Source organism: Acinetobacter sp. AB03 (assembly GCF_058107045.1).
In genome coordinates this window covers 2,835,455-2,854,891 of record NZ_JBUEBA010000002.1, presented here as the reverse complement: position 1 = coordinate 2,854,891, position 19,437 = coordinate 2,835,455, and the positions used below count along the sequence as shown (strand labels likewise).

Below are 19,437 nucleotides of genomic sequence, written 5' to 3'. Positions count from 1 at the left end.
TGTGCTTTAGGTTAAATTGTGGAGAAATTGAGAGTTTAATGTAAGCAATCGCTTACATGAAGATGAGTGAAATACGACTTTTTTCTTCTGTGTGATGTGGCAAAATGTGTCACATAAGGACGTAAATAATTAAACATGGAATGTTTAATACAAGACGCGGAAAAGCGCATTATTATAATGATAACCAAAACAACAAGAACAAAAATAAAAGAACACTACAGCGCAAAAAAGCCCAAGTTTACTTGGGCTTTTTTTTATGCTCAGACTAAATCTGTTTGGCTTCGATCCGTTGCAAATAAGGAGCGACGTTGGTGCTTTAAGATTTTGGGACAATGTTTTGAGATTTGATAAAGCGTTTTCGCTAAAGCCGGTAAGTGGGTCCCGACGACAGATTTTCCTGTGGTTAATAGCGATACACTAATATCACGTTCTGGATCGGCCCAGCAGAGAATATTGGAAAACCCGAGATGTCCAAAGGCTTGCCCAGTCATGGGTCCAAATAATCCAATAGGATTACTCCCTAACATTGGGCCTAAGGCATAACGCATCGGGACTAATAATGTCCGATCTAAACTGCCCCCTGACGTGGCCAATGTCGAGCGAAATACCGTTTGGGCACTCATGATTTGTTTGCCTTGGTATTCGCCACCACTCAAGAGCATTTCAAAGAAACGTCCAGCTTGTTCGGCACTGGTATAAATGTTGCCCGCTGGGCAAATCGTGTCCATAAAGCGCGCATCATTGGTCACATCGACCGCCAACTGTAAACCACCGCCCAGTACCCGATTAAGATAATGGTCTGTGCCTAAACGTGGATGTAGACCTGTGGCATAGTTTAAAGCGACATCCGCTCGATACTCAGGTTTTAGGCCATAGTTAAAGTAATCTAAGCCCATGGGTTTTTCGATATTTTCGGCAAGAAATACACGGGCCGTTTGACCTGTTACCCGCTTGATAATTTCCCCTAAAATATAACCTGACGTCACGGCGTGATACGCCAGATGTGTGCCTGAGGCTGAACCGGGTTGTGCCGCATAAAGACGTTCTAAAATTTGATCTTGATTAAACAACAGTTCAGGCGTGACTTTGCTGTCAATGCGAGGAATGCCACCACGATGAGCGAGCAAATGGAAAATGGTGGCACGACGTTTACCGTTTACGCCATATTCGGGAATATAGTGGCTAATCGGATCGAGTAAATTCAGATCACCACGTTCATCCAACATATGAATCAGCATGGCTGTAACGATTTTAGAGGCGGAAAATAAGCAAACTGGGGTGTCGGGTGTGCCAATTTTCGCATCTGCCGCTAAACCATCGGCTGAGTTGCCTTGCGCATAACCAATGCTGCGGTTTAACAATATTTGTCCCTGACGACGTAAACAGAGGCTGATGAAAGGGTAGTTTCCTGTTTTATATAGGGACTCTACACTGGCCCAAATGCTTTGAATTTGTGCGTCATTCATGCCACCCAAGGTAGCGGAGACCTCATCTTTAGAACGAATCACGTGGTTGAGGTCATGCGGGACATAACAGGTATTGGCAGATAAAATTTTCACAAATTTCTCTCTATTTTTCGTTTTTATTGGGTCTGAGTCTGATATTGAAAATCAGGATTGTCATGATTGTGCATGATTTGTGCAAAGCCGTCAGTTGCCGAATTGACTGCGAACATAAAACATTTTTGCAATATAGCGCTAGATCCCTTAAAATAATGCCTTGCTGTAGTGATGCACGGCAGTCAACTTGGTTTTGAAGAATCAATTTGATTTGTATCAAATGTAACTTATAAGCATCTCGGAGAAATCGAATGGCTTTAACAAACGCAGATCGCGCAGAGATCATTGCTAAATTTGCTCGCGCTGAAAACGACACTGGTTCACCAGAAGTTCAAGTAGCTCTTTTAACTGCTCAAATCAATGATTTACAAGGTCACTTCAAAGAGCACAAACACGACCACCATAGCCGTCGCGGTCTTATCCGTATGGTTAACCAACGTCGTAAGCTTCTTGATTACCTTAAAGGTAAAGACGCTACTCGTTACAGCGACTTGATTGCTGCTTTAGGTTTACGTCGTTAATTCGATTAAACTTTTATTTTCGGACTATCGCATTTTGAATGCTTTATTACTGAAAAAGAAAGTCTACCTTGCTTCTGTGAGGTAATGGGGAAGGGGCGAATGTTTCGCTCCTTCTTTGTGTCTTAAAATCATATTTTTAGTCTCTGGTGAGGTCGGCTTCTAAGCTTTGTCATTTATACAGTTGCCTGAAATGGCGATGTGAATGCCAAACCTTAGGGGTCTCCACTAGAATAAAAATCAGGAAAGAAAAATACATGTCTATGTTTAATATTATTCGTAAAGAATTCCAATATGGTCAACACACGGTTGTTTTAGAAACTGGTCGTGTTGCTCGTCAAGCAAACACTGTTGTGATCACCATGGGTGGTGTACAGGTTCTTGTTGCAATCGTTGCTCAACCAAAAGCAAAAGCAGGCCAAGACTTCTTCCCGTTGACTGTTAACTACCAAGAAAAACAATATGCTGCAGGTCGTATCCCAGGTGGTTACGGTAAGCGTGAAGGTCGTCAGTCTGAAGCTGAAACTTTAATTTCACGTCTTATTGACCGTCCAATCCGTCCTTTGTTCCCAGAAGGTTTCTACAACGAAATCCAAGTAACAGCGACTGTTATTTCTTCTGATAAAACCATGGAAGGCGATATCGCTGCAATGTTGGGTGCTTCAGCTGCGATGTCTATTGCTGGTGTTCCATTTGCAGGCCCAATCGCAGGCGCACGTGTTGGTTTAATCAACGGTGAATACATCCTTAACCCAACGTTAGAACAGCTTAAAGAATCTGATCTTGACCTTGTGGTTGCAGGTACTGAAGCTGCTGTATTGATGGTTGAATCTGAAGCGAAAGAGCTTTCTGAAGACCAAATGTTAGGCGCTGTACTTTTCGGTCATGACGAAATGCAAATCGCAATTCAAGCGATTAAAGAATTTGCTGCTGCTGCGGGTGCGGTTGAATCAACTTGGGTTGCGCCAGTTAAAAACGAAGAACTTCTTGGCAAATTGAAAGATGCATTTGAAGCGAAAATCTCTGAAGCGTATACAATTGCTGTTAAGCAAGACCGTTACGCAGCATTAGATGCACTTCATGTAGAAGCTGTTGCTCAGTTCGTTCCTGAAAATGATGAAACTGGCATTGCTGCTGAAGTTGACGAATTATTCGAAGATTTGAAATACCGTACGGTACGTGACAACATCTTGTCTGGTAAACCACGTATTGATGGTCGTGACACGAAAACTGTTCGTGCCATTGATGTTCAAGTGGGCGTATTAGGCCGTGCACACGGTTCTGCATTATTCACACGTGGTGAAACTCAAGCATTGGTAACTACCACTTTAGGTAATACCCGTGATGCGTTGATGGTTGATACCCTAGCTGGTACTAAAACTGACAACTTCATGTTGCACTACAACTTCCCTGCATACTCTGTCGGTGAAACAGGTCGTGAATCTGGTCCTAAGCGTCGTGAAATCGGTCACGGTCGTTTGGCGCGTCGTGGTGTTCAAGCGGTTCTTCCTGCAGCTGACCGCTTCCCGTACGTTATTCGTATCGTATCGGACATTACTGAATCAAACGGTTCATCTTCAATGGCTTCTGTATGTGGTGCTTCATTATCACTTATGGATGCAGGTGTTCCATTGAAAGCGCCAGTTGCAGGTATTGCAATGGGTCTAGTGAAAGAAGGCGAGCGTTTCGCAGTTCTTTCTGACATCTTAGGTGACGAAGATCACTTAGGTGACATGGACTTTAAAGTAGCTGGTTCTGCGAACGGTATTACCGCGCTTCAAATGGATATCAAAATTGAAGGTATCACTGAAGAGATCATGGAAGCGGCATTGAACCAAGCGTATGCAGGCCGTATGCATATCTTGAATGAAATGAACCAAGTGATTTCACGTGCTCGCCCTGAAATTTCAATGCATGCACCGACATTCCAAGTGATCAACATCAACCCAGACAAGATCCGTGACGTGATTGGTAAAGGTGGCGCGACCATCCGTGCTATTACTGAAGAAACCAAAGCTGCAATTGATATTGAAGACAACGGTACCGTTCGTGTATTTGGTGAAACCAAAGCTGCTGCTGCTGCTGCGGTTGCAAAAATCCAAGCACTTACTGCTGAAATTGAACCAGGTACGATTTACGTCGGTAAAGTCATTCGTATCGTTGAATTCGGTGCGTTTGTAAACATCCTTCCAGGTACTGATGGCTTACTTCACATTTCACAAATCTCGAACGAGCGTATTGCAAACGTGGCAGATGTGTTGAAAGAAGGTCAAGAAATTAAGGTACAAGTTGCGGATGTAGACAACCGTGGTCGTATCAAATTGACAATGAAAGACATCGAACAAGTTTAATCTCTTGTCAATTCACATGGTATTTGCCATGTGAATTGAGTTGTCTTAGAAAAGCCTTGAGCTTGGCCAATTTAAACTTTGGCTTGCTCAGGGCTTTTTTTATGGCATCATGCTGGCTAAGACAGACAATAATAAATGAGATATGCAAAGCTATTATTTCTATCAACATCCCACCGCACAGCATACCTATGTGCAGAAACAGCCAATTGCAGAGCAGGAAGCCGAGTTTATTTGGGTGGAGTGTAGCCGTGACGATGTGGTTAATCGGGCAGAACATTGGCAGCAGGACATTTATGCGGCAACGGGACTATGGATGAATGAATATCATCTGCGCGATATTCTCAATTTAGAACACCCTTGTGCCTTTGACACTTTGGAAGATTATGACTTGCTGATCTTTCGTAAGCTGATCACACCTGATGATCAAATCAAGCTTGATACTCAAGCGGCTGAAAAACATGAACGGGTTTTTGGTCTGGCGACGACCCCGATTAGCTTTATGCTCACGCCGCAAGTTCTGATTACGGTTAGAGAGCAGGGCAATAAAGAAGTTGAAAGCTATATTCAGCGTATGGAAACGGTGTTGAGCCGTCCGATTGAGGAACATAATAAGCCACGAAAATTACCTGCAACGCCTTTAGATTTGACCTTGAGACTGCTCAATAACATGGTGGATGGTTATCTTGATTTACGTGTTCCGCTGACACGTCGAGTAGAGTTTTGGCAGCAAGAGCTTTTACAAGGCCATCGTCGTTTTACCAAGTGGCATCAATTGTTGCAAGAGAATATGGCTTTCCAACAAGTGGAAAACTTGTGCGAAGAGCAAATCGAAACTTTGCAGGAATTACGCGATGAAATTGTCGATAATTATTCGCACTTGAAAGGGAAAAAACGTAGCGAAAAACAAGACATCATGTTGGTACGTGTCGATGATTTGATCAGTCATATTGAACGTATTCAAAAGCATACCATTCGCTTGAGAAATGCAGTGCAAGCAGCTATCGATCTACATTTTTCAGCCATTGCCAATCAAACCAATGAAAATATGCGGATTTTAGCCATTATTACCGCGATTTTTGCGCCACTGACCTTGCTGACAGGGGTGTATGGTATGAACTTCGAGTTTATTCCGGGGCTGAAGTCTCCAACAGGGTTTTGGATCATGTTGGGCATCATGTTAATGACGACATTGATTCTGCTGTATTATTTTTATCGACGTCATTTGGTCGGGCGTGGCGAAAAAAGTGTCATTGATATGTTGGCACAGCAGCATGCGGATCAACATATGAATTTATTTTGGTTCATCGATTATGAGCCGATCAAGCAAACCGTGAAGGGCACCATCAAAGATTTAGAGAAAATCACCAAATTAAAATAATTCGGTGATTTTCCACATAGACCATTAAAGCAAATGGGCTTTAAGGTGTTTCTTTACATGCTGACGCTATCCTTGTTCAATTTATTATTCGGATATATGGGCGTCGCAGGGAGATTTAATTTAAGAGGTTTTTAACTGGGCTCCTTTTAAAATCCGATAAAGCTGATCTTTAATGAACAACTTTTTCCGTTTGAGGGGCTCAATCTCTCCACGATGAATCCTGACAGGGTCTTGTTCGAGTAAACAAATTTCCTGATCGAGAGCTTCATGGTCGTCAAACATTTTAGAAAAATGCGGATTGTCTTCTCTAAGCTGTTGAATCATGTCTCGGTATTCAGGAAACATGAGCTTAGTCTTTTTATTACAAACTTTGAGTTTCATGGTTGCCGTCTAATCCTCTTATTCAAAAATAAAAAAAGAAAGAAAAGCATGCGCCAATCTTTCTTTATAGAACTAGTGTTGAGTTGTTTGAACTGGGTCAGTGAGATGTAAATGTTTTACTTCACGACGAAGTTTTTGAACTTCCTCAATCAAATCCAGCATCATTGCGACTGCAGTAAAGCTGGCATCAAAGTCACGTTGTAAGCGATAGGCTCGCCGTGCACGTGAGACATCATCACCAAAAAATTGGTGAATGCGGTTATCGGGTCGGTTCGGCAGAATGTCATATTCCAACAGCTGTAAAACCCATTCAGGACTTTGTCCGCAGGCTTCAGCAAAATGCTTTAAATCAAAGCTATGTTGTTCATCAACAATTTCAGCGTGTCGACATCCGTCTAAAATAATTTCACGATATTGAATAGTCGTCATAATTTTCTCCTTAAGACTGACGCGGCTTAAAGTGAGGGAATGCTTCAGAAAAGGCTTGGTAAGCTTTCTGTTCTTGCTCACTCTGCGCAGGAGGTTGAACAATGTTTAAAATTAAATATAAATGTCCTGCCTTTTTGGCTGGAATCCCCTGATCTTTTAAACGGAGTTGCTGCCCCGTTTTGGCATTTTTCGGAATTTGAATTTGTAATGTCCGACCATTGGGTAGGGCGGCGGTGATGCTTTGCCCCAAAGCGGCTTCCCAAGGACTGATATTCAGTTGGTGATAGACATCAACTCCTTCAACGCGTGTGGTCTCCGTATCTTTGTAATAAATTTCGATATACAGGTCGCCATTTTCACCACCCTGAATACCTGACTGTCCTTGACCACTTAAGCGAATTTGTTGCCCTTCTTTCATGCCTTTGGGAATTTTAACTTCCAGCGTTTTGCGCTGAATTTCCGCTTCACCATAGGCATTTAAAGTAGGAATTTGTAAGGTAATAGTTTGGGTGGTACCGTGGAATCCAACCTCAAGATCGACCTCTAAACGCGCATGTTGGTCTTCGCCTTTATGGCGTGTGCTATTTTGGCGTTGATATTGATAGTTTGATCCTCCAAAACCTGAACCAAAACGGCCAAATAAGTCTTCAAACCCTGAAAAATCATGTGCCTGTTGCCCACCTTGGGCATTCCGAAATGCATCTTCAAAACCGCCAAAGCCTGCATTGGGGTTGAATTGCTGTGAGCCTTGCGGATGATCGAGTTCAAAGTCATATTCTGCTTTTTTCGTTTCATCACTTAAGGTGTCGTAGGCGACATTTAATTCTTGCATCCGTGCTTCAGCATCAGGCTCCTTACTGACATCGGGATGATACTTACGTGCCAATTTTCGATAGGCTTTTTTAATTTGTTCGGCGGTCGCATCTCGCGTTAAACCGAGTATTTCATAATGGTTCTTCGGCATAAATAAGATTAAATAAATTGATTAAGTTTTAATCATTATTCAGCCTTTCAGCAGATTTCAACAGTAAAGATATGTTCCTTATTGTTTCAAAACATGACAAGAAAAAAGCCCCCGATAAAAGGGGCTTTGATGGATGAGGAATACTTAATATTTGACCCATGTGATGTTGCGCCCACCGCCATTTTCGGTCGACGTTCCTCGAATTCGTAAGTGCTTACCATTGTTGCTGAGTCGTGCATATGCATCATAACGTAGCCCTGTGAAAGGGTCGAGGAGCTGTCCATGGTTATAGGTCGAATCATTGGCATTGTCTAACTGCAAATGGCTGAGCGTTGTCATGCCGACGATGGGCTGATTTTTATTGACCCCATCACACTTGCTACAGTTTTCTATTTTTACCGCACCTGGAATTTCGCGCGTACTTACGATGACTGCTTTATAGCTATTGTTTTTGTCTTTTTCAATTATAACGTCACTGAGAGAGTATCCTGTTTTATCATCGATGGTTTTCCATTTGCCGACCAAGGGATCGGTGGCTGCAAAACTGGAGAAGGCGCATAAACTGCTGAGTACGAAAAGACTGCAAGAAAATTTCATGATGATAAAACCCCAATGGAAGAGAAAAATAAAGACATATAAAAATTATGGGTTTATTTATAACGAAATTTAAGCGGTGTGACCAGTGAAATATCTATGAATAAAAGTGATGAATCATTTGAATTATCTTATTTTTATGAGAACAAAGGCATAAAAAAAGAGCAGTTCAGCTGCTCTTTTTTTATTGCACATGACGCGCTTAACTTAAGTGTTCACCAAATAAACCCAAGGCTTCTTCTGCACTAAAGCTGTATTGCGTGTTACAGAACTGGCAATCCATGGTAATCGGGTTTTGATGTTCTAGCGTTTCACGAACGGCTTCGGCGCCAATTTGTTCAAGCGCTTGAGCACAACGTTCTTTAGAACAGGTACAGCCAAATTTTAGTATTTCAACTTCAGGCAAGCGTACTTCTTCTTCGTTGTATAAACGGTAAAGAATTTCACTGGATTCTAAATCGGTTAACTCTTCGATTTTGAGCGTTTCAGTTAACATGGTCAGACGTGGCCATAAGTCTTGGTCGACACGTTCTTGTTCCTCTTCACTGTTACGTGGTAACAGCTGAATGAGTAAACCGCCAGCACGTTGGGCTGAACTGGCCAAAACGATACGCGTTGGAATTTGGGCAGACAGGTCATAGTACTGCATTAAACAACCCGCAAGATTTGGCTTGTCTAAAGCCACAATCCCTTGATAACGCTCACCAAATTCTGGCTCAATATTAATAAATAGTACAGGGCTAATGAGGGTGCTCAATACTGTACTGCTGCTGTCGGCAGCATTAAAGCGTGGATCTGCTTCATAATCCGCCAAGGCACGTACTTCACCAAGGTGGTTACATTCAGCCATGGCCCATTTGAAACTACCTGAAGCCTGAATTTGTAAACTAATACGGCCTTTAATTTTTAAAGTACTGGCAAGTAATGCCGTGGCACTAAGCATTTCACCTAACAGCACTTGGACTGCAGGTGCATAATCACGCTGCGCCAAGATGGTTTGTAGGGTTTCTTCTAGATGAACCACTTCACCACGAACAGGACTATCTTCAATATAAAAGCGTTGACGCAAATCAGACATAAATTTCTCCAATATCCTGTCTTAATGGTGACGATATTGTAAAACACAAGTCATTTTACTTCATCCCGTGTGACATCTATTCGGTCATGTTGTAACTCACGTTGTAGGTCAACGCCGACAGGACTTTGACGGAGCTGCGTATCACTTTCAAATAAGTGTTCTAATTCGGCCAGAGCATTACGATGTGTTTCATACACTTTCTGTTCATCGTTATAAATACTTTGCTGCTGCGCGAGCAGTTTTTCATCATAATCGCGAAATAACTCAATGCTCTTATAAGCATCTTGTTCGGCAATGCCTAAATTACGCAGGGCAAAATAGGCCATCCCTAAAGACGATAAATAGGTTTCACGCCAAATATGCTCCACCCCCAAGTCACGCAACAAATGCACATGATGTCGATCACGGGCACGGACCAGCAAGTTTAAATCTGGATAATTGAGCCGGATATGGCGTGCCACATTCATCGAGTCTTCAATATCATCAATGGCTAGCACAAACACTTTGGCATGCTCGATACCAGCTGCACGCAGGATATCGGGTTGAGTGGCATCACCATAGTAGAGTTTACCGCCATAGTTGCGAACGAAATCAACCTTGTCGATATTGCTGTCAATCGCCGTGAAGGTTTGGTGCTGTAAGTGAACCAGCCGTGCCACAATTTGTCCGACACGGCCAAAGCCAGCAATGATCATCGGGTTATGCTGTTCAGGAATATCATCATAGATAGGTGTAGCCTCTTTCTCGAATAGAGGCACCACCCACGAACTCATCAGCCAGTATAGAATAGGCGTCAGAATCATCGACAACGTCACGATTAAATTGATCGGCTCTAAAATGGCCTGTGTGATCACGTGTTCACTCATGGCAACATTGAGCACCACAAAAGCAAATTCACCGCCTTGTGCCAAACAGGTTGCCAGCATCAAACTATTGCGCCATGAAAACTCGAAGTAGCGAGCGATGGCCGTTAACGCCAACAGTTTGACCAACATCAGCAATAACGCACCGCCAATAATCAGGCTTGGGCTTTCCCACAGCAGCGAAACTTGCGTGCTCATCCCGACGGTCATGAAAAATAGACCGAGAAGTAGACCTTTAAATGGTGCAATACTGGCTTCCAGTTCATGACGGAATTCAGAGTCAGCAAGTAACACTCCAGTTAAAAATGCGCCCAAGGTGGTACTGATACCTAAGACATCCATCAGCGCGACTACGCCTAAGACAATAAACAAACCGACTGCGGTAATCAGTTCGTGCGCGCCACTTTTAGCCACAAAGCGGAAAAAAGGGCGCATGAGATAGCGGCTAAATAAAAACAAGCCTGTAAAGGTAGCAACAATCGCTGCAAAGTAGGCCACACCATGATGGGTTGAGTTTGTCCCTGCAAGGAGTGGAATGACTGCAATCAGCGGAATCGCGGCAATATCTTGAAAGAGTAAAATGGAAAAGGACTGCTGACCAAAAGTGGTATTAAGTTGCTGTTTTTCGCTGAGCAGTTGCAACACAAATGCGGTGGAGGAGAGGGCAAGGGCAAAACCAATCACAACACTGGCTGCAATCTGCTGTTGCAGGGCAAAAAAGACGATGCACGCCAGTAGCACGCCGCAGAGCGTCACTTGTAAACTGCCCATCACAAAAATGGATTTACGCATTTCCCATAAACGTTGCGGGCGAAGTTCGAGTCCAATAATGAACATCAAGAAAATCACGCCGTACTCAGCGAGTTTATGGATGTCTTCAGGGTCATGGATGACATTGAATACACTGGGACCGAGTAAGATGCCTGTAAATAAATAGCCGAGTACCGTGGCAATCCCCAGCCGTTTGGCCAACGGAACGATCATCAGTGCCGCAGCCAAAAAGAGGGTGATTTGAAGCAGTAGAGACATTGCCCTGTCCTAAATTTTTTTCTTTATGTTGGAAGTTTAAGGGAGAACGCGACTCAGGTCTAAACCTTATTCATGTCAAGTCTTAACTTAACTCTTGTGGATCAATATCAAGGCTCAATTTCATACCATGCGGTTTGTTGTGCCAGACATTTTGCCACCACTGACGAATGTAAAAATGCATCCTTGCACGGTCTTTGGACAGGAGTACCATATGCGCTTGATAGCGGCCCGCTTTACGCTCCATCGGCGCAGGAATCGGTCCCCAAATATCAATACTGTTTTCGGAGGCTTGGCGCAGTGCTTGTGCATGCTCTTGTAAAAAGCTTTGGTTCAGTTCTTGGTCTTTGGATTCACAGCGCAATAAAGCCGCATAGCGATAAGGTGGCATCCATGCAGCTTTACGTTCTTTCAACGTTTGCTTGGCAAAGCTGCGATAGCCCGATTCTAGCAGGGTATTCAGCAAAGGATGGTCTGGACGTAAAGTTTGTAAATACACTTCGCCTTTTTTCTCACCGCGCCCAGCACGTCCCGCAACTTGGATGATGAGCTGTGCAGTACGTTCTGTGGCACGAAAGTCAACACTGAGTAAGCCTGAGTCAATGTCTAAAATCGCCACCAAAGTCACATAAGGAAAGTGATGTCCTTTGGCCAGCATTTGAGTACCGAGCAAAATGATGGGTTCACTTTTCTGAATCTTGTTATAGATTTTTTGCCAACTACCGACCCGACTGGTCGAGTCACGATCCACCCGAATTACGTCAAAATTTGGAAACAGTTCTTGTAGGTTTTCTTCAACTTTTGCGGTGCCTAAACCAATTGGTTTTAGTTCGCTATGCTGACATTGCGGGCAGTGTTCAGGCATGCGGTGGATGGTGCCGCAGTGGTGACAGTGCAAATGCTGATAGGGCTGTCGATGCACGGTAAAATTGGCATCGCAGTGGGGGCACTTGGCCTGCCAGCCACAACTTTCACAAATCAACACAGGCGCATAGCCGCGACGGTTTAAAAAAATCAGCACCTGTTCTTTTTTGTCTAAGCGCTTTTGTACTTCATGAATCAGCTGTTGGCTGATGCCATTTTGTTTTTGTGCCACTTTCAGATCGATCACATGCATTTTCGGCATCACGGCCACACCTGCACGTTGGTCCAACTCCAAACGGGTCATTTTACCTTGTTCAACCAATGCATAACTGTCGATACTTGGCGTTGCAGAACCGAGGATAATCGGACAGTTTTCTAAGTGCGCACGGTATAAAGCCACATCACGAGCGTGGTAGCGGAAGCCTTCTTGTTGCTTGAAAGATAAGTCATGTTCTTCATCTAAGACAATCAAACCCAAATGCGGAAGGGGCGTATAGATGGCAGAACGTGTGCCAATCACAATCGAAGCTTTTCCCGTTTGTGCACTTTGCCAAGCTTGCAGGCGCTTAGAATCATTTAAACCTGAATGTAGTAGCGTAATATGACAGTGAAAACGTGACTGAAAACGGCTCACTGTTTGTGGGGTGAGACCAATTTCAGGCACTAATACCAAGACTTGTTTGCCTTGTTTTAAAACCTCTTGCATGACTTGCAAATAGACTTCAGTTTTGCCACTACCGGTTAAACCATCCAGTAAGAAAGCGTGATAGCTATGACGAGCTTTGAGAATGTTTTGAATGGCACGCTTTTGTTCATCATTGGGCGTGAGAGGCATTTGCGCCAGTGTCATGGCTTGTGGTTTAAAGTCTTGAGCTTCAAGTATGCACTGGGTGATTTGCTTTTTTTCTAAGGCCTTTAAGGTCGCAGTTTCAATGCCAGCCAAATTTAAAATATTTTCAGACGTTCCTGTGGGATGCAGCTTTAAAATTTTATAGGCATCTTGTTGTTTTTCAGAACGCTTTAATTTGTCTTCGGCATGATCATCAATCAGCTTCCACATCCGCGCCAATAGGTTATAAGGTTTGCCTTGGCGTAAAAAGCTGGGCAAAGCAGCATGCATCACTTCACCAATCGGAAATTGGTAATATTGCGCTGACCATGTCAATAAACTTAAAACTTTAGCATCTAGAATAGCGTTGTCATCGAGCAACTCAGTTATGGCTTTAAGTTTAAAGCCTAAATCGAGTGGTTTCTCATCAGTGAGTTTCTCAACAATGACACCGACCACATTTTGGCGACCAAATGAGACAGCCACACGTGCACCCACTTCAGCTTGGTGGTATTGTTCAGCCGTTAAACTATAGTCAAAACAGTCATATAGATAAACGGGAACAGCCACACGAATACGGTAGCTTGGTGTTGTGGAAAGTGTATTTTCTGGCATAAAAAGCTCAAAATGTCCTGATGAAATTGTCGTTGTGCGATGAATGAGTTGTGTTAGAGTGATGACATAATTTATAACTTAGAATATGAATGATTTTGGTGCCGACATGCAACAGCGCCAAATGACTAAATGGACAATTAGAAAGCGTAAACATGCCAGCATATCAATTTACCGCACTCGATGCCGCAGGAAAGCAGCAAAAAGGCGTGCTCGAAGGGGATTCAGCGCGTCAAATTAGGCAACAACTTCGTGATAAAGCACTGATTCCAGTCTCAGTTGATCCTGTTGAACAAAAAGATAAGCACAGCAGTAAAACATGGTTTCAAAAACAAATTACCGCCTATGATTTGGCTTTATTGACACGTCAACTTTCTGTACTTGTGGCGGCGGCCATTCCGTTGGAAGAAGCCATTCGTGCGGTTGGAAAGCAGTCAGAAAAAGCACATGTACAAAATTTATTGATGTCAGTGCGTTCTAAAGTACTGGAAGGTCATTCATTGGCGCAGGGTTTACAGCAATCTGGACGTTTTCCAGAGTTGTACATTGCTACGATTGCCGCTGGTGAGCGTTCAGGACATTTGGACTTAATTCTAGATCAGCTGGCAGACTACACCGAAAATCGTTTTGCAATGCAAAAGAAAATCCAAGGCGCAATGATTTACCCGATTATTTTAATGCTGATGTCTTTTGCCATCGTGATGGGGCTTATGACTTATGTAGTGCCTGACATTGTCAAAACCTTTGACCAAAGCAAAGATGTCTTGCCATGGATTACGGTTGCCTTGATGAAAGCCAGTGATTTTATTCGAGTGGCATGGCCATTTTTATTGGTGGGCAGTGTACTGGGCATCGGCTTATTACTGCGATTTTTAAGAACTACAGCAGGGCATTATGCCTTTGATCGTTTAACGCTCAAACTGCCATTATTCGGTAAACTTTCTCGTGGTATAAACGCCGCACGCTTTGCTAGTACCTTGTCGATTTTGACCCAGTCAGGTGTGCCCTTGGTGGATGCATTAAAAATTGGCGCAGCGGTGAGTAATAACTGGGTGATTCGCGATGCGGTCAATCATGCCGCAGAAAAAGTGACTGAAGGTGGAAACCTTGCGACCCAGCTGGAGCGCAGTGGTTATTTCCCGCCGATGATGGTACAAATGATTAAAAGTGGTGAAACGTCGGGTGAATTGGATCGGATGTTGGAGCGCGCATCGACCATGCAAGACCGAGAAGTGACAACGCTCATATCGACCTTGCTGGCTTTACTTGAGCCATTGATGTTGGTTCTGATGGCAAGCATTGTCTTGGTGATTGTGATCGCCGTGATGCTGCCGATCGTCAACATGAACAACATGATTTAATTTTAAAAATATAAGATGGAAGAGAAAATTCACATGCAATCAAAAATTTATAGACGCCAAGCTTCAGGCTTTACCTTAATTGAAGTCATGGTGGTGATTGTTATTTTAGGTGTGTTGGCAGCCTTAATTGTACCCAATGTGATGGGACGCGGTGAAAAAGCCAAAGTGGACACCACTGTCATTACCCTTAAAGGTGTTGCTGCGGCATTGGATCAATATAAATTGGACAATGATAAATACCCTTCGATGCAAGAGGGTGGACTTGATGCTTTGGTGAATAAGCCTGAGTCTGCAAAAAATTGGTTACCAGGCGGTTATGTGAAAGGTGGATATCCGAAAGACAGTTGGGACAATGACATTCAATATGTTGCACCTGGGACTGATGGACGACCATTTGATTTATATTCTTTTGGCGCAGATGGACAGCAAGGTGGTGAAGAAACCGATGCTGATATTCAGTATCAACCTTAATTGAGAATTATTATATATTGGGTTTGATTGAATATATCATTACAGTGCATAGGTTATGTCAATGTGGACTGTAATGATAATACATCTTAATTTAAAATTAATATCTAAGATTATGATTTTAAATTATTAAATATAATAAGCATCAGCTGAGATTTATAATAAGAATTATTCCCATATTTGTTGATTACAAATAATGTAAATTATGGATAAAAATAGGCTTTTTATTTATTTAAATCCTTGCATAATGTTCTCAATGGCAACTGATTTGCCTGAGGAGAATAGAATGAAAGCATTAACCTTGTTGGATGAAATGAGCCAATTCCATTGGTCGATGCTCAAATCTGTTCTTTTGATTTTGAGTATGCTTCCTGTTGCTCAAGGTGTTTTAAGTGTGTGGCAGTCGACTGAAGGCAGCAGCCAAATTAGGGTGGGTTTCTTTGCAATCAGTCTGTTCAGCACATGGGCGGTTTTGAGCTTTTGGTCTGCGTTAAAAGCAACCGTACTCACACTCGATCAAGTACAGATTACAGCATTAGAACAAAAAGTGGTCATGTTCTACCGTTATACCCCGATGCTCTTTTTAGCTGGTATGGTGTCCTATTTGGTCAGTCAAATTTAATTCTGACATTTATAGTTGTGATAAAAACTGAGCACATACGCTCGGTTTTTTATTGCGTCATGAAGAATGGCGGAAAGATAAGATCGCTTGTCTGTTTCGTTGTATATGATGCTAGTGTTCGCTACCTATACTGTAGAAAATATAAATATAGAGTGAAGTATGGAACAGATTGATTGGGCAGATTTTTTAAAAGTCGAGCTTCGAGTCGGGCGTATTATTCAGGCCGAAGTCTTTGAGCAAGCACGTAAGCCCGCTTATATTTTACATGTCGACTTTGGCCATGAAATTGGCATTAAGAAATCGAGTGCGCAGATTACTGAGCGTTATCAACCTGAACTGTTATTGGGTAAATTGGTGGTGGCAGTGGTTAACTTTCCAAACAAACAGTCCTATCCAGTCTGAGTGCTTAGTGACTGGCTTTCATGATTCAGACGCAGGTGTGGTGCTGTGTGTGCCTGATACAGATGTTCCAGTAGGTACCAAGCTACTATAATTGAAAAAGAAAAACCCAAGCTCAGCTTGGGTTTTTCTTTGGAAAATTATGATTTAACAATAGCAATTATCGACGAGACTTAAACGATACATCGACTTTACGTGGACGATAGATCCAGCCCAAGATCAGTAAAAAGACTGAAAAACCTAAAATTGGCCAATCACTTAAACGGGTATATAGCGTTTGACCTTGCATAGCAGGCAGTTCGCCGCGAAGCACGGTTGCCAGATCTTGCGGAGCACGTTTTACGATATGCCCTTGATGGTCAATAAACGCCGTCACGCCTGTATTAGTGGCACGGATAAACCAGCGTCCATTTTCTTTGGCACGCATTTGTACCATCTGTAAATGCTGTAAAGGGCCTGCGGTTCCTGTAAACCATGCATCGTTGGAAACTGTCACCAAGAAATCACTTTGGCTGGCATTACGACGTGTCAAGTTCGGATAAGCCACTTCATAGCAAATGGCTGCGCCTAAATGCTGCTGATGAATAGAAAGCGGTTGTTGCTGTTGTTCACCACGTGAAAAACCACTCATCGACGGATCATTCTGCATGGCAGGCAACACCCATTTCAGTAAACCAGATAGTGGAATATATTCACCAAAAGGCACTAAACGTTGCTTTTTATAGAGTCCTTCGGCTTCAGTACCATTGGCCATAATGCTATTGTAGTACAGTGGTCGACCTGCCGTTTCAGAGCCTGAAATATCCCAGTATGGAATACCGGTGACCCACGCCGTGTTGGTTTTCTTGGCCTGTGCTGTCATTGCAGCTAAAAAGGGTTCGATATCACTTTGGAACATCGGAATAGAGGATTCAGGCCAAACAATGAGGTCTCGTCCCCATTCTGTTTTGGTTAAATCAGCATAGATTCCAAGTGTTTTTAGTTGATACTCAGTGAGCCATTTTAAGTCTTGTGGGATATTGCCTTGAATTAAAGAAACCGATAATGGCGGCGTATTTTTTGCGGAGACGAATTCAATTTTTGATGCGCCCCATGCACCAAGTACCAATAAGGCAGAAGGAATGACCCAAAAGACGCGGCGGTTTAAAACTTCGACCAGTGCGCAGGCTAAGACCAAGACCACAAATGATACCCCGAAGATACCAAATAATGGTGCATACCCATCCAGTAAGCGTTCGGTAAAGGCATAGCCTGCAAACAGCCATGGGAAGCCTGTGAAAACCCAAGTTTTCGCCCATTCAAAAAGCACCCAAAGCGGGGCGAAGGTTAGGGGTGTTTCAGGGAAAAAGCGGCGGTAAATAAAGCTTTGGACAGCCGTGAATAAGCCCATGACCAAGGCCATAATGCCGATCATGCCCACACTTAAGGCACTATTGGTATCGCCATAGACATGGATGGAAGTGTAGAGCCAAAAAGCCCCCACGAACCAGAGGCCAAAACCATAGGCCCAACCAATACCAAAGGCTTGTTTTGCACTGCGACTGCGTAAAGTGGCATAGAGCAGTGCAGGGGATAAGATTGCCAACCACCAATAATGATAAGGGGCGAGTGCAAAACTAAAGACCGCCCCTGAAAATAAGGCAATTAAAAGCGGATAAATTAAAGGTAACTGTTTTTGTTGTGGATTGGGGGTTAACAGTTTGTCAAAGTAAGCTCTCATTTACGAACGGCTCGAATCAGATGAATAGAACGTGCATCTGCTTCTACAATGGTAAATTCCCAATTTTCAAGATCAATCACCTGACCTTGTAAATCACTCACTAAACCAATTTCTTGAAGCAATAAACCGCCCACAGTTTCAACCTCATCATCAGAAAAGTCTGCATCTAAAAGATTGTTAAAGTGTTCGATTGGTGTAAGTGCTTGAACCAGCCACGTATTTGCGGTCGTTGGGTCATTGTCGGGAATAATATATTCAGCTTCCTCATCGATCTTGTCGTGTTCATCTTCAATTTCACCGACAATTTCTTCCAAAATATCTTCTAACGTCACTAAACCTGAGGTCGTGCCATATTCATCAATCACCACCGCAATGTGCGTTTGGGTATTTTTCAACATGCGAAGCACTTGGTCTGAGCGTGCGCTTTCAGGTACATATAAAGGTTGACGCATCAGCGCACGTATATCCACTTTATTGTTTGGTTCAGTCAAAAAAGGCAATAAGTCTTTGGCCAATAAAATGCCAACGACATTGTCTGGTTGATCTGATGAAAAGACAGGGAAACGTGAATGTGCTGACTCAACCAGAGTATGCAAAATGTCGAGTAACTCATCATCTTCTTGTAGGCTGATCATCGATGTACGCGGTGTCATGACCTCGCGGACTTTGGTTGCTGGAAGATCTAATACGCCTTCTAACATCGCAACAGTGTCGGGTTCTAAAAAACGACGTGAATCTTGAACTAACTTTAACAGTTCATCGCGAGTTTCTGGCGCGGTACCTAACCATTTGCGTAAGCCACGCATTCCCCACGACGGGCCTGATTCCTCGTGCATGATCTTTCCTAAAGACTCTTAATATCTAAAAAACTTAATTTTATCATACCGTAGAAAACACAGTTGTCTATTGTAATTAAGCAAGGATTGCATGAATGATTAGATCAATACTTTTAAATATGAGGTTCATCTACCATCAAACTATGCAAACAGATATGCGAAATGGGCAGTTGTGTTAAAATTGGGCAAGTTTTTAAATTTTTGAGTTTGTATATGTCTGATTTGGAAGTGAGCCCAAGCATCCAATTAAACACCCGTGGTTTACGCTGTCCAGAGCCTGTGATGATGTTGCATCAAGCCATTCGCAAGTCTAAATCGGGAGATGTAGTGGAGGTGTTTGCAACGGATAATTCAACTTCATGGGATATTCCGAAATTTTGTATGCATCTTGGGCATGAACTTTTGCTGCAAGAAGAGCGCTTAGACGAAAACGGCAATAAAGAATTTCATTATTTAGTTAAAAAGGGTTAAATCCTATTTTCCATAAAAATGCTCCGCAGTTGCTCGGAGCATTTTGTTGTTTACATGGCTTTGTTGCACAAAGATTTAAAAGATAACACTCTGCTCATTTGAACAGAATTCAAG

At 42.9% G+C, this 19,437-nt stretch carries 17 protein-coding genes and 1 pseudogene; 8 read left to right on the top strand and 10 right to left on the bottom strand.

The window, feature by feature from the left end:
• Positions 1–260: 260 nt before the first annotated feature.
• Positions 261–1,559 (bottom strand): serine hydrolase domain-containing protein, encoded by a 1,299-nt coding sequence (locus ACY3FQ_RS14375; RefSeq protein WP_489774244.1) that lies wholly within the window; start codon positions 1,557–1,559, stop codon positions 261–263.
• 251 nt (positions 1,560–1,810) lie between these two features.
• Between ACY3FQ_RS14375 and rpsO the strand changes: the two genes are divergently transcribed.
• The 3 genes from rpsO to ACY3FQ_RS14360 all read left to right on the top strand — a co-directional run bounded on the left by rpsO (position 1,811) and on the right by ACY3FQ_RS14360 (position 5,806).
• The gene (gene rpsO / locus ACY3FQ_RS14370) at positions 1,811–2,080 is read left to right on the top strand and encodes a 30S ribosomal protein S15 (RefSeq protein ID WP_004692669.1); all 270 of its coding nucleotides are present in this window, start codon (positions 1,811–1,813) and stop codon (positions 2,078–2,080) included.
• A gap of 260 nt (positions 2,081–2,340) precedes the next feature.
• Positions 2,341–4,428 (top strand): polyribonucleotide nucleotidyltransferase, encoded by a 2,088-nt coding sequence (gene pnp / locus ACY3FQ_RS14365; protein WP_171054252.1) that lies wholly within the window; start codon positions 2,341–2,343, stop codon positions 4,426–4,428.
• Between the two features lie 142 nt (positions 4,429–4,570).
• Positions 4,571–5,806 (top strand): magnesium transporter CorA family protein, encoded by a 1,236-nt coding sequence (locus tag ACY3FQ_RS14360; RefSeq protein WP_205667261.1) that lies wholly within the window; start codon positions 4,571–4,573, stop codon positions 5,804–5,806.
• A gap of 120 nt (positions 5,807–5,926) precedes the next feature.
• Here the strand turns inward: ACY3FQ_RS14360 and ACY3FQ_RS14355 are convergent, their stop codons facing one another.
• The 7 genes from ACY3FQ_RS14355 to ACY3FQ_RS14325 form a co-directional block, all read right to left on the bottom strand.
• Positions 5,927–6,187 (bottom strand): HP1242/YdcH family protein, encoded by a 261-nt coding sequence (locus ACY3FQ_RS14355; protein ID WP_004692664.1) that lies wholly within the window; start codon positions 6,185–6,187, stop codon positions 5,927–5,929.
• Positions 6,188–6,259: 72 nt separating this feature from the next.
• Positions 6,260–6,616 (bottom strand): chaperone modulator CbpM, encoded by a 357-nt coding sequence (locus ACY3FQ_RS14350; RefSeq protein WP_004978810.1) that lies wholly within the window; start codon positions 6,614–6,616, stop codon positions 6,260–6,262.
• A gap of 10 nt (positions 6,617–6,626) precedes the next feature.
• A complete protein-coding gene (locus ACY3FQ_RS14345; protein WP_489774243.1) occupies positions 6,627–7,580 on the bottom strand; it encodes a DnaJ C-terminal domain-containing protein in 954 nt (317 codons plus the stop codon).
• 144 nt (positions 7,581–7,724) lie between these two features.
• Positions 7,725–8,177: a DUF2147 domain-containing protein gene (locus ACY3FQ_RS14340; protein ID WP_201953395.1), complete on the bottom strand. Its 453-nt coding sequence runs from the start codon at positions 8,175–8,177 to the stop codon at positions 7,725–7,727.
• Positions 8,178–8,376: 199 nt separating this feature from the next.
• A complete protein-coding gene (hslO, locus tag ACY3FQ_RS14335; protein ID WP_087011236.1) occupies positions 8,377–9,252 on the bottom strand; it encodes an Hsp33 family molecular chaperone HslO in 876 nt (291 codons plus the stop codon).
• 50 nt (positions 9,253–9,302) lie between these two features.
• Positions 9,303–11,144, bottom strand: a complete 1,842-nt coding sequence (locus ACY3FQ_RS14330; protein ID WP_489774242.1) for a monovalent cation:proton antiporter-2 (CPA2) family protein — start codon at positions 11,142–11,144, stop codon at positions 9,303–9,305.
• Between the two features lie 82 nt (positions 11,145–11,226).
• Positions 11,227–13,449 (bottom strand): primosomal protein N', encoded by a 2,223-nt coding sequence (locus ACY3FQ_RS14325; RefSeq protein WP_489774241.1) that lies wholly within the window; start codon positions 13,447–13,449, stop codon positions 11,227–11,229.
• Positions 13,450–13,601: 152 nt separating this feature from the next.
• Between ACY3FQ_RS14325 and gspF the strand changes: the two genes are divergently transcribed.
• The 4 genes and pseudogenes from gspF to ACY3FQ_RS14305 all read left to right on the top strand — a co-directional run bounded on the left by gspF (position 13,602) and on the right by ACY3FQ_RS14305 (position 16,390).
• Complete coding sequence (gene gspF, locus ACY3FQ_RS14320; protein WP_489774239.1) at positions 13,602–14,807, top strand: type II secretion system inner membrane protein GspF; 1,206 nt, start codon at positions 13,602–13,604, stop codon at positions 14,805–14,807.
• A 33-nt stretch (positions 14,808–14,840) separates the two neighbouring features.
• Positions 14,841–15,278, top strand: coding sequence for a type II secretion system major pseudopilin GspG (gene gspG, locus ACY3FQ_RS14315; RefSeq protein ID WP_058868821.1), 438 nt, complete (start codon positions 14,841–14,843; stop codon positions 15,276–15,278).
• A 283-nt stretch (positions 15,279–15,561) separates the two neighbouring features.
• Positions 15,562–15,897: a hypothetical protein gene (locus ACY3FQ_RS14310; RefSeq protein WP_489774238.1), complete on the top strand. Its 336-nt coding sequence runs from the start codon at positions 15,562–15,564 to the stop codon at positions 15,895–15,897.
• A gap of 159 nt (positions 15,898–16,056) precedes the next feature.
• Positions 16,057–16,390 (top strand): annotated as a pseudogene (locus tag ACY3FQ_RS14305) (tRNA-binding protein).
• Between the two features lie 66 nt (positions 16,391–16,456).
• Here ACY3FQ_RS14305 and lnt read toward each other — a convergent pair.
• Together lnt and ACY3FQ_RS14295 are read right to left on the bottom strand one after the other, a co-directional pair.
• The gene (gene lnt / locus ACY3FQ_RS14300) at positions 16,457–18,016 is read right to left on the bottom strand and encodes an apolipoprotein N-acyltransferase (RefSeq protein WP_489774236.1); all 1,560 of its coding nucleotides are present in this window, start codon (positions 18,014–18,016) and stop codon (positions 16,457–16,459) included.
• A complete protein-coding gene (locus tag ACY3FQ_RS14295) occupies positions 18,013–18,852 on the bottom strand; it encodes a CorC family transporter (RefSeq protein ID WP_004978829.1) in 840 nt (279 codons plus the stop codon). The genes lnt and ACY3FQ_RS14295 overlap by 4 nt, the downstream gene beginning before the upstream one ends.
• A gap of 213 nt (positions 18,853–19,065) precedes the next feature.
• Here ACY3FQ_RS14295 and tusA point away from each other — a divergent pair, with 213 nt between their 5' ends.
• Positions 19,066–19,323 carry a sulfurtransferase TusA gene (gene tusA / locus ACY3FQ_RS14290; protein ID WP_004692640.1) on the top strand — a complete coding sequence of 86 codons (258 nt, stop codon included), beginning with the start codon at positions 19,066–19,068 and terminating at the stop codon, positions 19,321–19,323.
• The last annotated feature ends 114 nt before the right edge of the window (positions 19,324–19,437 follow it).